At 69.4% G+C, this 12,065-nt stretch carries 14 protein-coding genes and 1 pseudogene; 10 read left to right on the forward strand and 5 right to left on the reverse strand.

From position 1 onward, the window contains the following. Window positions 1–21: 21 nt before the first annotated feature. Entirely contained in the window at window positions 22–573 is a 552-nt protein-coding gene (locus ACLQ22_RS27820; RefSeq protein WP_425694903.1) for a YciI family protein, read from the forward strand. Window positions 574–607: 34 nt separating this feature from the next. On the opposite strand, the pseudogene ACLQ22_RS27825 reads toward ACLQ22_RS27820, so the two are convergent. Continuing rightward, window positions 608–1,482: pseudogene (locus ACLQ22_RS27825) on the reverse strand (IS5 family transposase). Then, the gene (locus tag ACLQ22_RS27830; protein WP_425694904.1) at window positions 1,472–2,053 is read right to left on the reverse strand and encodes a DinB family protein; all 582 of its coding nucleotides are present in this window, start codon (window positions 2,051–2,053) and stop codon (window positions 1,472–1,474) included. The pseudogene ACLQ22_RS27825 and the gene ACLQ22_RS27830 overlap by 11 nt, the downstream one beginning before the upstream one ends. Window positions 2,054–2,058: 5 nt before the next feature. Between ACLQ22_RS27830 and ACLQ22_RS27835 the strand changes: the two genes are divergently transcribed. The 7 genes from ACLQ22_RS27835 (at window position 2,059) to ACLQ22_RS27865 (ending at window position 6,993) form a co-directional block, all read left to right on the forward strand. Next, window positions 2,059–2,187, forward strand: coding sequence for a hypothetical protein (locus ACLQ22_RS27835; protein WP_425694905.1), 129 nt, complete (start codon window positions 2,059–2,061; stop codon window positions 2,185–2,187). Window positions 2,188–2,277: 90 nt separating this feature from the next. Then, window positions 2,278–2,457 carry an NUDIX domain-containing protein gene (locus tag ACLQ22_RS27840; protein WP_425694906.1) on the forward strand — a complete coding sequence of 60 codons (180 nt, stop codon included), beginning with the start codon at window positions 2,278–2,280 and terminating at the stop codon, window positions 2,455–2,457. 40 nt (window positions 2,458–2,497) lie between these two features. Then, window positions 2,498–3,019, forward strand: a complete 522-nt coding sequence (locus tag ACLQ22_RS27845) for a SigE family RNA polymerase sigma factor (RefSeq protein WP_425694907.1) — start codon at window positions 2,498–2,500, stop codon at window positions 3,017–3,019. Then, window positions 3,012–4,286 carry a rod shape-determining protein MreC gene (locus ACLQ22_RS27850; protein WP_425694908.1) on the forward strand — a complete coding sequence of 425 codons (1,275 nt, stop codon included), beginning with the start codon at window positions 3,012–3,014 and terminating at the stop codon, window positions 4,284–4,286. Before ACLQ22_RS27845 ends, ACLQ22_RS27850 begins: the two co-directional genes overlap by 8 nt. 86 nt (window positions 4,287–4,372) lie before the next feature. Continuing rightward, window positions 4,373–5,563, forward strand: coding sequence for a helix-turn-helix domain-containing protein (locus tag ACLQ22_RS27855; protein WP_425694909.1), 1,191 nt, complete (start codon window positions 4,373–4,375; stop codon window positions 5,561–5,563). A 133-nt stretch (window positions 5,564–5,696) separates the two neighbouring features. Then, window positions 5,697–5,864: a hypothetical protein gene (locus ACLQ22_RS27860; protein WP_425694910.1), complete on the forward strand. Its 168-nt coding sequence runs from the start codon at window positions 5,697–5,699 to the stop codon at window positions 5,862–5,864. Next, window positions 5,851–6,993, forward strand: coding sequence for a helix-turn-helix domain-containing protein (locus tag ACLQ22_RS27865; protein ID WP_425694911.1), 1,143 nt, complete (start codon window positions 5,851–5,853; stop codon window positions 6,991–6,993). The genes ACLQ22_RS27860 and ACLQ22_RS27865 overlap by 14 nt, the downstream gene beginning before the upstream one ends. Window positions 6,994–7,055: 62 nt before the next feature. Here ACLQ22_RS27865 and ACLQ22_RS27870 read toward each other — a convergent pair whose 3' ends face one another. After that, window positions 7,056–7,538, reverse strand: coding sequence for a cation:proton antiporter regulatory subunit (locus ACLQ22_RS27870; protein WP_425694912.1), 483 nt, complete (start codon window positions 7,536–7,538; stop codon window positions 7,056–7,058). Between the two features lie 167 nt (window positions 7,539–7,705). Next, window positions 7,706–9,271 carry a class I SAM-dependent methyltransferase gene (locus tag ACLQ22_RS27875; RefSeq protein ID WP_425694913.1) on the reverse strand — a complete coding sequence of 522 codons (1,566 nt, stop codon included), beginning with the start codon at window positions 9,269–9,271 and terminating at the stop codon, window positions 7,706–7,708. A gap of 126 nt (window positions 9,272–9,397) precedes the next feature. Here ACLQ22_RS27875 and ACLQ22_RS27880 point away from each other — a divergent pair, with 126 nt between their 5' ends. Further along, window positions 9,398–10,285, forward strand: a complete 888-nt coding sequence (locus ACLQ22_RS27880; RefSeq protein WP_425694914.1) for a GNAT family N-acetyltransferase — start codon at window positions 9,398–9,400, stop codon at window positions 10,283–10,285. 74 nt (window positions 10,286–10,359) lie between these two features. Here ACLQ22_RS27880 and ACLQ22_RS27885 read toward each other — a convergent pair whose 3' ends face one another. Beyond that, window positions 10,360–10,920, reverse strand: coding sequence for an RBBP9/YdeN family alpha/beta hydrolase (locus tag ACLQ22_RS27885; protein ID WP_425694915.1), 561 nt, complete (start codon window positions 10,918–10,920; stop codon window positions 10,360–10,362). 339 nt (window positions 10,921–11,259) lie between these two features. Here ACLQ22_RS27885 and ACLQ22_RS27890 point away from each other — a divergent pair, with 339 nt between their 5' ends. Then, a complete protein-coding gene (locus ACLQ22_RS27890; protein ID WP_425694916.1) occupies window positions 11,260–11,925 on the forward strand; it encodes a Type 1 glutamine amidotransferase-like domain-containing protein in 666 nt (221 codons plus the stop codon). Window positions 11,926–12,065: the final 140 nt, after the last annotated feature.

Raw genomic sequence — 12,065 nt, forward strand, 5'->3', positions numbered from 1 at the left:
ACCGACGTCAGGATCTGCGGCATGGAGTTCTTCTGCTATCACCGCGACCGGCGCGACTCGCTGGGACTTCGCACCGAGCTGCGCGAGGAGCACTGGTCCTACATGGACCGCTATGCAGCCCAGATGATCGCCCGTGGGCCGACCTTCGCCCCCGACGGTAGGACCCCCACGGGCAGCGTGCACATCGTCGACCTGCCCGATCCCGCCGCCGCCCGGGCGTTCGCTTTCGACGAGCCCAACTACCAGGCCGGCGCGTACCGGGACGTGCTGCTGCGCCGGTGGCACAACACGCTGGGGCGCACCATGTGGGACTGGCCCGGCGGCCGTAGCGGCGGCAACCGGTACCTGGTGCTCGGCCTCGGGACGGGGCAGGCCGCCGACCTGGACGTGAGCGCGGACCGGGATGAGTTGATCGCGTACGGCCCGCTGCTGTCCGACGACGGCGCGAACTGGCTGGGCACGGCGGCGCTGGTCAGAGCGGAGGACCCGGACGAGGCGCGTGGCCTGCTGACCCCGGACCGGTACGCCGAGATCGAGGTCCACCCCTGGGCGTTCGGCGGACGCCCGTCATGACCCCATCGGGGCTAAGGCGTGTTTCATAAACCGGTCAGAGCCACTCAGCGATGATCGTGATGGTTAGGACGGCTTGGAAGCGGACTGCCAGTTTCTCGTGGCGGGTGGCGACGCCGCGGTGGCGGTTGAGTCTGTTGATGCCGTTCTCGACGGCGTGGCGTAGCCGGTAGAGGCCCTTGTCGAAGGTGGGCGGGCGCCCGCCCTTGGAGCCTTTGGCTTTGCGGTGGGCGTCCTGGTCGTTCTTGCTGGGGCTGTAGGCCTTGATCCCGCGTGAGCGCAGGTGGCCGCGGTTAGCCGCGGCTGGTGTAGGCCTTGTCGGCCAGGACCAGGTCGGGGCGGGTGCGGGGCCGGCCCACGCCGAGGCGGGTCACGCGGATGCGGCGCAGGACGGGGATGAACTGCGGGCTGTCACCACGGTGCCCGGCGGTCACGGTCAGGGAGAGGACCTTCTGCCCCTGCTCGCAAGCCAGGTGAGTCTTGGTGGTCAGCCCGCCCCGCGAGCGGCCCAGCGCATGATCGGCCGGCTCGTCGTGCACGCCGCCGGACGGTTCCTTCTGCAGATGCCCGTCGGTGCGGGCGCCGGCGGCGTGTTGGTGGGCGCGGCTGGTCATCGAGTCCACGCTCACCGTCCAACCGATCCGGCCCTGCGCATCGCCCGCGGCCTGCAACGCCGACAGGATCTTGTCCCAGGTCCCGTCCCGCTGCCACCGGCGGAACAGGCCGTAGACGGTGGGCCAGGGCGCGTACTCAGCCGGGACGTCCCGCCATGGGGCGCCGATACGGATCCGCCACCGGATCCCATCAAATGAGCTGTCGTTTCTCCCACTTCGGCGGACGACCTGTCCTCGGCGCGGCAGGCAGCAGCGGAGCCAGAACGGCCCACTGCCCGTCGGTCAGGTCATGCCGCATCGTCAGCCGACCTGGCGGCCTGCTCGATCTTCGCGCAGTAGGCTGCACGGGCTTCCTCGTCGATCTGGTTCTCGTGTTCGGCGCGCAACCCGGTCCGGCCGTCGAGGCCCTCGCGCAGGATATCGGCGTGCCCGGCATGCCGGATGGACTCGCCGAGGACATGGACCATGATGGCGAACAGGTTCGTGTCGGCATAAGGCTCCGGCCACCACGGCACGTGGCCGGGGGCGTCGAGGGGAAGCGCGTTGATCGTCGCGTCCGAGTGTTCCCACATGCGCCGGTAGAACGCGATGATCTGATCGCGGGTCTCGTCCTCGGTCGCCCACAGATCGCTGCCGTTGGAGTCCTGCCACCGGGGCAGCGGTTCCGGGGAAGGGCGGTCGAAGACCTCGCCGAAGTACCTGGCCTCGACGGTGGCCACGTGTTTGACCAGGCCGAGGAGGTTGGTCCCGGTCGCTGTCAAAGGTCGTCGGGCGTCGTATTCGGACAAGCCGTCGAGTTTCCAGAGCAGCGCCTTGCGGTCCCGCCGCAGTCTCCCGTGCAGGTTGGCTTTCGCGAAATCATCGATCATGCGGCATGAGCCTGCCATGGGCTACTCGTGGTCTCAAGATCCCGTACGTGGTCCGCAACGACCGGCAGAGCCGAGGCCTGGCCGTGGCCACCGCCCTGACCTGCTACAAGAAGCTCGCGAGACTTGCCACGTGAGACAACCTCTTACGAAACACGCCTTAATACTCCAACGTCACTTGGCTCCGGCGTTGGGCGTGGCGCGGGCATCAAGACGGCCACCGCGAAATGCTGTGGGCGCTGCCCGGCGGCCACATCGAGCCGGGCGAAACCGCGGCCGACGCGGCGGCCCGGGAGCTGACCGAGGAAACCGGGCTGGTCGTCACCCTCACCGACCCGCGGGTCGAGGTATCCGATCGTCAAAAAGTTCCGGAGTCACGGCAACGTTTGCTGGGGTCGAGAGCGTAAGTAGTGGCCGTGAGATTGGAACTGAGGGTGCGGGTGGCTGATGCATGATCGCGAGGATAAGGAGGTGACAGCCTTTGTGCGGGCGCGTTACGGATCGCTGCTCCGGACCGCCTTCCTGCTCTGCGGAGACCGAGGGAAAGCTGAGGATCTGGTCCAGACGACGTTGGCGAAGACGGTTGTGGCGTGGTCTCGGCTGCAACGCTCAGAGGGCGTCGATCACTACGTTCGGCGCATTCTAGTCAACACCTTCGTGACCTGGAGGCGGCGCCGATCCTGGTGGGAACAGCCCTTGGGCCGGCTGGTGGAGAGTCAGGCACGCGACGAGTACGTGGGGGTGGAACAGCGGGACCTGCTCCGCCGGGCGTTGGACGGGCTGCCAGCACGACAGCGTGCCGCCGTCGTACTGCGCTTCTACGAGGACCTGTCCGAGCAGGACACGGCGCACGTACTGGGTTGTTCGGTTGGCACGGTCAAGAGTCTTTCATCAAGGGGTCTGCAGACTCTTCGTAAGCAGTGGGCTGAGGCCGACGCTGTTGCTGATCAAGAGGTGCGCTATGCGTAACACGACCGAGTTGCGTGACGGCCTGGCGGATCTGGCCGAGTCGGTGGTACCGACCGAGGGCTATGAAGGCAAGATCATGCGGCGGGCAGACCGGCATCGCGGGCGGCGGCGTATCGCCGCCGGAGCCGCCGCCGCAGTATGCCTGGCGGTGCTGGTCACGATGTTTCGGGTTGTCGGATTCGGGCCCACACCGCAACTCGCTGCACCGCCGCCGGATGGCCCGTTTTTGGGCTGGTCCCCGGTGGGAGACACGGACGCTGGCCTGGTACGTGAGGCCACCAACGTCTGGGACCGTACCAACTCGGCAGGCCCGCACACTGATGTTCGGGCCCTTGTCGCGACGCGTCATCCACGCCTGCGCTCGACGGTGGTCGTCCTGCAGGGATACGACAAGCAGGGCGACGCGCGGTTGGCGTTCTTCACCGGTGATCTTGGTGCGGCGGACGCCTTGCGGATGCGGGTTGATCGGCCGGCGCCGGACCCGGTGAAGACTCAGGTGATAAGTCTGGTCAGTCCACGGTTGTCCGGAGCCGCCGGTGAGGTTAGTAATGACTCCGCGGGCACCTATGCCATTGCCCTCGCCATGCCGGGCGTGACAGCGGTGCGGGTGTCGAGTACCGCAGTCGATGAGGAAATGATACAAGAACCGGACGGACCCACCAGTCGCCTTGTCGTAAAACGATTGCCGATCGCTGCGACCGCGCAGACGACGACGATCGCGGGGTTCATCAAGCCGCAGCGACCGTTCGCCAGTCTCGCGAAGGTGTTCGAGGTGCCTGGTGAGGACGGTGTGGACGGCGACGCGCGGGCCGTACCCGCTGAGGTAGTCGGCAGGAACGGCCAACAGATTATCGTGGCGTTTCCGAAGGATCAGGGAGTCCGGCGAGGGCAACTAGCCGTCGTCGCCGAAGGCTTGGTCGGACGTGTAACGGCAGTCGATGCAGTCCGCGGCGAAGCCACTGTCGACCTGATTACCAGCACCGGATTCGCCGGCCAGGTGTACACGAATATCGGCAATGTTCCGGGTTCCGTACGCGGCACCGGCGGAAAGCTGGTCATGGAAGGCGTTCCCGCAGACGGTGAGGTTTACCAGACCAACCGTGTCTTGATGCCGGATCCGTCCCAGCGGAGCAATCGGGTTGGCGCTGTCACGATCGGGCGAGCGTCTGCGGACAAGGCGGCAGGCGCGACCACGGTGGAGCTTACGCCAACAGCCGACCTTGCCAACCTGACCGGATTGTCGATCATGACGCCGTTCGCCGGCTGACCAGCTGGTGTACCGTCCCAACTGCGGCCTCCTTCGCCAGGCCGATGGCCGTTGTCTCAACCCTCTACCTGGGGAGTGGCGAAGCAATGACCAAGAAGGCCGACACCATCGGTGCGAGGATCCGTTACTGGCGGATGCGCCGAGGCGAAATGACCCAGGCAGTCCTCGCCGGCCTTGCCGGCGTCAGCCAGTCCTACGTATCCCAGGTCGAGTCGGGTCGGAAGACCATCGACCGCCGCTCCACGCTGGTCGCCCTCGCCGCCGCTCTTCAGATTACGGTGGCCGACTTGCTCGGGCAGGGCACCGAGCCTGGCGATCCTGCCCGCGACGGTGCCGCCGAATGTGTACCGGCGATCTGGTCCGCCCTGATCGAGATCGAGGACGGCGAGCGTCGACCGTCGACCTGCACGCGGGAGCAGCTTGCCGCTGAGATCGCCCGCAGCGATCAACTTCGCAACAGCTGCAACTATCCGGCTATGGCCCGTCTGCTCCCCGGCCTGCTGCTGGAGGCCGCGGCTGCCGGAGGCGTCGTGCTCGCCCAAGTGGCCTACCAGGCCTCGACGTGCCTCCGGCATCTCGGATACCGGCATCTGGCCCTCAACGCGGCCCGGGTCGCTGTGTCGGCCGGGGAGGACGTGGGAGACCCGGCATGGACCGGGGCAGCCCGGTTCGCCTACGTGCAGAGTCTGCCGATCGAGTCTGCGCCGCTTGCCGCCAGAGCGGCGGACCGTTCACTGACAGAACTCCAAGCCCACGCCGCCGACGTCCGCGTCCGGCAGATGCTGGGTCAGCTTCATCTCTCGGCCGCGTTGACCTCCACGGTGAGTGGTCGTCCGGATGTCGCCCGCGATCACCTGACCGAGGCGGGACGGGAGGCTGGGAGCCTCGGGGATCCGTCCGACGGGGCCGGCTTCAACGGCTGCTGTTTCGGGCCGACAAACGTGGGGCTCTGGGAGATGTCCATCGCGGCGGAGCAGGGTGAGGCCGGCCGGGTGATCGAGCTTTCCCGGCGAGTGCGGCCACAAATTCTTGTGGCGTCGACTCGTCAGCTGTCCTACTGGCTCGACCTCGGCCGTGCGTATGCGGACAGCGGTCGTCGGGATGCGGAGGCGCTCGCGGCGTTTGTGCAGGCCGAGCGGGCAGCACCGGTGCCGTTCGTGCTGAACCCCCTCGCCCGGGACGCGGTGGTCGCGCTGTCGCAGCGGGCGAAGCGCCGAGCTGTCCCGGACGAACTGCGGTCACTAGCCGGGCGGATGGGCATCAACCTGGCCACATAACTGCTGGTAATTACTCCGTCACCAGCCTGTCCTAGGGTTCGGCTCGGGAGGCGGTTCGCGTCTCCTTGAGTCTGGGCCGGCGGTGAGGTGATCTCGGAGTGTCGCCGCTGTGCCCTGCCCCACCGGAGGCAGAGTGGACGGTCAGGGAAGCGAGCCGGCGAGCCGGGGTGAGCGGGTCGAGGCGGCGGAGCGGGAGGCTGCCAAGCAACGCCTCCTGGACCAGGCCGAGGCGGAGCGCGTACCGGTGGAGGAAACCACCCGGGCGGTGCCGGACCGGCGGTGGCGGCGTGACCAGCGCTGACGAGCCGATCGGTCGCCGCGTCGCCCGCTGGCGGGCGCGGCGGCGGATGACGCAGCAGATGTTCGCTGACCGGCTCGGCAGGTCGAAGAGCTGGGTGGACAAGACCGAGCGGGGCGTACGTCCGCTCGACCGCTACCCGGTGATCCAGGAGATCGCCCGTGTGCTGCGGGTCGACCCGCTGGTGCTGCTCGGCGAGCACCGCCCGCCGCCGATCGGGACCGGTCCGGTGGACGGGGTCGACGGCATCCGGGCCGCCCTCGCCCGCTACGACGACCACCGGGCGACGGCGTCCGTGGTGGAGACGGGCCGGCACGTCGCGCACGCCTGGCTGACCTACCAGCACGCGCACTACGTCCAGGTGGTGCGGCTGCTGCCGAGGCTGCTGCACGCCGCGCAGGGCGTGCGGGCGCAGGAGCCGGGGTTGCTGGTGCAGGCGTACCGGATCACCTCGTCGGTGCTGGTGAAGCTCGGCGAGGCCGACCTGGGGTGGCTGGCCGCCGACCGGGCGGTGGCCGTGGCCGGTGGGGATGCGGCGCTGGCGGGGGCGGCGGCCGCGTCGGTCGGCCAGGCGCTGCGCGCGCTGGGCCGGGACCGGCTGGCCCTGGTGGCGACGCTGGCCGCCGCGCGTCGCGTCGCGCCCGCGTCGGAGGCGGTGCACGGGACCCTGCTGATCCAGGCCGCGCTGGCCGTCGCCGGCTGCGGCGACGCCCACCGGGCCGAGGAGCTGGTCGAGCGGGCCGTCGAGGTGGCGGCGCGGGTCGCCGGGGACGACCCGCACCGGACCGGCTTCGGGCCGGGCGCCGTCGAGGCGGCCCGAGTGGTGGCGGCTCTCGAGCGGGGGGACGCCGGGGAGGCGGTGCGCCGGCACGAGCAGGCGGTACGGGGACAGGCGTGGCGGCGGCTGCCGACCGAGTACCGGGCCGCCTACCTGGTGGACGCCGCGCGGGCGTACCTCCAGGTCGGCGACCTGCGCGGGGCCGGGCGGGCGCTCGTCGACGCGGACGCCGTCGCGCCCGCCGAGGTCCGGTGCCGGCCGTTGGCGCGTACGGTCGTCGCCGAGGTCGCCCGGGCCCACCCGGCGCCGGCCGGCGTGGCGCGCCTGGCGACGCTGGTCGGCCTGACCCGCTGACCGGGCCGGCACCCGGGCGTTCGGCGGGCGACCAATGCTCCCGTCACCGTTGGCGGCGGTCGTCAGCCGTTGGTGAAGAGCTCGCGGAGCTTGACGAGGCTGGCACCGTCGCCGACGACCACCAGCGAATCACCGGACTGGATGGTGAAGTCGGTGTCCGGCGACGGGATCACGTGATCGCCCCGGACCACCGCGACGATCGACGCGCCGGTGCGGGTCCGCGCCCGCGTGTCACCGAGCCGACGCCCGACGAACGGCGACCGGGCGGGAACCGGCAGGCGTACGGTCTCGACGCCTTCCAACGGCGGCGTCAGCTCCGTCAGGTGGTCCATGACCAGGGGCAGACCGAGCAGTTCCGCGATGGTCCGCGGCTCGGTGCCCTCCAGCGTCAACGTGTGCCTGACCCGTTCGGGGTCGGCGCGGTCGTAGAGCACGATGTCGCGGCGGCCGTCGAAGTGCACGATCACGGCGCCGCGCTGACCCGCCGCGGTGGTGAAGCCGTACGACTCTCCCACGCCGAACAGCCGGGTCCTCTCCAGGTCCACGTTTCCACCTTCCGAGGATGAGGCGCCGCGGTCGAACACCTTGCCGCCCAGACTAGTACTCCGGCCGGGATCATGAGGATGGCTCGGTGGAGGCCTGCCGGGCGTGCTGGCTGTGCAGGGTCTGGCTCTGGTGACGGCGCCGGCCGTGCGTTCGGTTACCGGGGGCGTCAGGTGTTGACCGGGCGACGGGCGACCAGGCGCACGTGAGTGACCGGCCAGTCCAGCGGCTCGCCGGCCGGGGTGCTGAGGGCGGCCACCGGGGCGAGACGGTTGGTGACGATCCAGTCGTTGCGGGACGTACCGCTCGCGGCGTCGATCTCGAAGCCGACGTCGGTGAGCAACGACTTCCAGTCGGCGTACTCCAGGCCGCAGAACTGCTCCTGAGTCTCCGACAGCCAGTTGTCGGTGTAGTCCTTGCGGGTGAGGAAGTCCATCGCGGCGCCGAGGGTCAGCTCGACCACACCGTCCGACCCGTCCACCGGGCGGTACGCGAACGGGAACCGGTAGTCGACGGCGAACTGGTCCAGCCGGGCCCGGGTCGACAGCGCCCCGACGTACGCCGCCACCTCACCGGGCGGCCCGGCCGCCAGGTCGGTACGCGGCCCGGGCGGGTTGACGCCGTCCGTCGTGGCCAGCCGCAGGTGCACCGTCCGGTCCTGGCCGTCCGGCCCGCACACGTCACTGTTGATCCACACCCCGCCGGGCACGGTGTGGTCGTAGAGGGCCTGCACGAACCGGCGCAGCGAGGCCATCCGCTCGCCGTACGACCAGATCTCGTGGGTCAGCGCGAAGGTCATTGTGGTGTCCACCGAGCGCGGCGCGAACACCGCCCCGCCGAGCACGTTGCGCCGGTAGAAGAAGACGTTCGGGTTGGTGAACACGCCCTGGGCCTTCTTGTGGACGCACTCCTCGAACAGGTGCCGGGCCACCTCGACGCCGATCAGGTCGCTCTCCCGCAGGGCCGGCTCCCGGTCGGCCAGTTCCAGGACGGCGCCCGCGCCGCAGCCGACGTCGACGATCCGCCCCGGCCGCACGTGCTCGCGCACCGCGTCCCACTTGCGCTGCGCCGCGTCGCTGAACGCCTCGGCGTACGTCCGGTAGTCGCGGGTGGCGGTCAGTCCGCCCTCGTCGCCGACCACCGGGTCGTTCACCACCGAACGGACCAGCTCGTCGAGCCGGTAGCGGCGGTACACGTCGACGGTCGCCGGGTGGGTGAGGTCACGCCACGACGGGTCGTCGTCCGCCAGCCGCAGCAGGACGTCCCACGGCCGGACCGGTGTCGGCTCGACGTCGGCCTCCACGCCGGCGATCCGGAAACCGAGCCGCTCGTACATCGCGGCGACCTCCGGCGTCGAGCAGGCGACCACCGTGTCGGCCGGGGTCAGCTCCAACCCGGTGGACGCCGCGACGGTCTTGAGGGTCACCTCGGCGAACCTGTCCGTCGGTACGGTGTCGAAGACCGGCACCACCACGGACCGGAGCCCGGCGAGCACGCTGAACCGCTCGATCGCCGCCTCCCGCCGGTGGTACGGGACCGGGTTGCGCCGGGTGTTCTCGTGGTTGGCCGAGGTGACCGCCCACACCACGGTCGCCCCGCCGGCGTCCTCGCTTCCGGTCGCGCCGTCACCGTCGGCGAGCGGGGCGTCGCCCTGCGCCGCTAGCTGGCGGAGGTACGCGGCCTGGAAGCGGGTCAGCAGGTGATGGCGGCCGGGAAAGAGCAGGTAGCGGGGCATGTCACGTTCCTAGCCGATGCCTGGTGGGCGGTGCGCGGCAGGGGTCGGTGCCCCGACCGACTGAGGGCCGGGGATCGTCCCTACAAAATCGATGGTGCCAGGTCGCTCTTCGGGTTTGGATGCACCGTGAGCATCATCTTGAGCACCCCGAGCGTTGATGAGCTGTCACCAGCGGTGCACGCGCTCAAGGGGTGGCAGTACGACGGGGGACCGCTGCATCTGCATTCCGGCGATCTCGGCTGGCACTCGTTACGTGGTGCCGAGGCTACGGCCGCTGCCATCCGGATGTGGTCGCGCGACGGGGAGGTTCTCGCGATCGGGCTGCTGGACGGCCCCGAACTGGTGCGCATGGCCGTCGCTCCCAATTGGCGTGATGACGAGGCACTGGCCCGCCGGCTCGCCGCTGATCTGGACGAACCAGGGTGTGTCCTGGCTCCCGACGGTGCGACCGTCGAAGCCCGAGGTGCGGGGCTTCTCACCCAGTTACTGCTGAAGCGGGGTTGGGAGCGGGACGAGCCGTGGACAACGTTCCACCGCAGTCTCTCGGACCCGGTGGAGGACTGCGGTCTGCGCATCGAGACGATCGAGCCCGATCGCGCCGAGGTGTGGGTCGCCGTCCACTGGTCCGCGTTCCGCGGGTCGCCCTTCACCGATGCCGACCGACGCCGCAGGGTCGGAGGTTGGCTCGCCATGGTTGGTGGCCCGTTCTACGGTGACGGACGCTGCCTCGCCGCATTCGATCAGAACGACGACGCCGTGGCGGTGGCGGCTGTGTGGTCAGCCGGCCCGGGGCGGCCAGGACTGCTGGAACCGATGGGCGTGCACCGCAGTCACCGAGGCCATGGTTACGGCACGGCGATCACGCTTGCCGCCGCTGCGGCCCTTCGCGACATGGGTTCGTCTAGCGCGAGTGTGTGCGTGGAGAGTTCCAACGTCGGCGCCGTAGCTACCTACGCCTCGGCCGGCTTCACGCCGTCAGACGAGGTGGCCGATCTGCGCCGCGGTTCCCGGTGAACGCCGGGCGAAGGTCGATACCCCTCGTGCAGGTGGTCGTAGCCAACGGGCCGCACTGATCTGGTTCTAGTCTGCTACTCCAGCGTCACCTGTGCGGGCTGGGCCAATGATCGGACCAGGCGCTCGCCGTCGGGCCACGCGCCGAACCCGGTCTTGGAGTCCAGGTGCCCGACTGCGCCCGCGTCGAACAGTTCCGAGCCCCAGTCTCGCGCGTACGCTTCGAATTGCTCGAACGTGGTAATTGGGTCGTTGTGACTGGCGACCAGGATCGAGCGAAAGGGCAGTGGCTCGCGTGGCACGTGGTCGATGAAGACATCGACGGTCTCGTGAAGGTCGGGAGTCCAGTCCGGATCCAGGTACGGTGGCGTGACCAGCAGGGCGGCACGGACGGGACCGACGTGCTGGCTGGCCCAGACGGCGACGGTCAGGCATCCCGCACTGTGCGCCACGAGGATCGCCGGCTCACCGTCGGCGCTTATGGCAGCGTGCAGCGCGGCGACCCGTTCGGCGGCGACGTACGGTGGCCCGGGCGGTTCGGGCGCCCACTGGTACTTGGGGTGGTCCCTGACCCAACTGCGCGACCAGTGGTCGGGGAATGGAACGCCTCGGCCGGGCACGACAAGGTAACGCGTCATGCTGGGGAGGGTAGCCCGCCATGCCGACCCACGAACCACCATGCGCTACGACCGCGCCCGTAAGAACCTCGACCGGCACCCCAACTGCATCCTCGCTGCCTACATGGCCTCCGGAACATGATCAGCCGCTCACGGCTCTGCCGATGAGCGGTCGTCGCGACGGGACCATCCGACGCGTCTCGGTCAGGCGCATGTGCTGTGCGAGGTGGGACCGGATGCGGTATTTGTCGCAGCGATCTCACGGACGTCCCGAGGCAGACGTTCGGCGTACGATGTGTCCCGGCTCGGTCCGCCTGGCCATCGAGCGCCTTCAACTCCGCGCACGATCTTGGAGGTGCCTTGAGGCTTTTGCTTACGTCCGGCGGTGTAACGAACCCAAGCATCCACTCGGCGCTCGTGCAGCTTCTCGGTAAGCCGGTCTCCGAGTGCCGGGCCCTGTGCGTCCCGACAGCACAGTGGGGTCACCCGATGTGCGGACCGGCATCGGTGCAGGGCTTCGTGGCCGCCGACCCCGCTTCCGGTTGGCGGTACCTGTCTGGCCTGGGCTGGGCTTCGCTCGGTGTCCTCGAGCTCACGGCGCTGCCCAGTATCGGCGCAGAGCGATGGATTCCCTGGGTCCGGGAGACCGATGTGCTGCTGGTCGACGGTGGCGACGCGACGTACCTGTGTCACTGGATGCGAGAGTCCGGGCTGGCCGATCTGCTGCCCTCGCTGCCCGACACCGTCTGGGTGGGGGTGAGCGCGGGAAGCATGGTGATGACACCCCGGATCGGGTCGTACTTCGTCGAATGGCCGTCGGCGCCGGACGACCGAGCTTTGGGCGTCGTCGACTTCTCGATCTTCCCGCACCTGAACCTCTTCCCCACGAACACCCTGGCCGACGCCGAGCGGTGGGCGGCCGACATCGGCGTCCCGGCCTACGCCATCGACGAACAGACGGCCATCAAGGTCGTCGACGGCTCCGTCGAAGTGGTTTCTGAAGGGCAATGGACGAAATTCGGGTAATTTGTCAACTCGGCGGTCATCCGGATCTGCCGCTCCGGGTGGACGGGCGACGTGCGGATCGCCGCCCGCCATGCCGACCCGCGCACCACCATGCGCTACGACCGCGCCCGCAAGAACCTCGACCGGCACCCCTACATCCT

This window comes from Micromonospora sp. DT178, from assembly GCF_049841695.1.
Taxonomy (GTDB): domain Bacteria; phylum Actinomycetota; class Actinomycetes; order Mycobacteriales; family Micromonosporaceae; genus Micromonospora.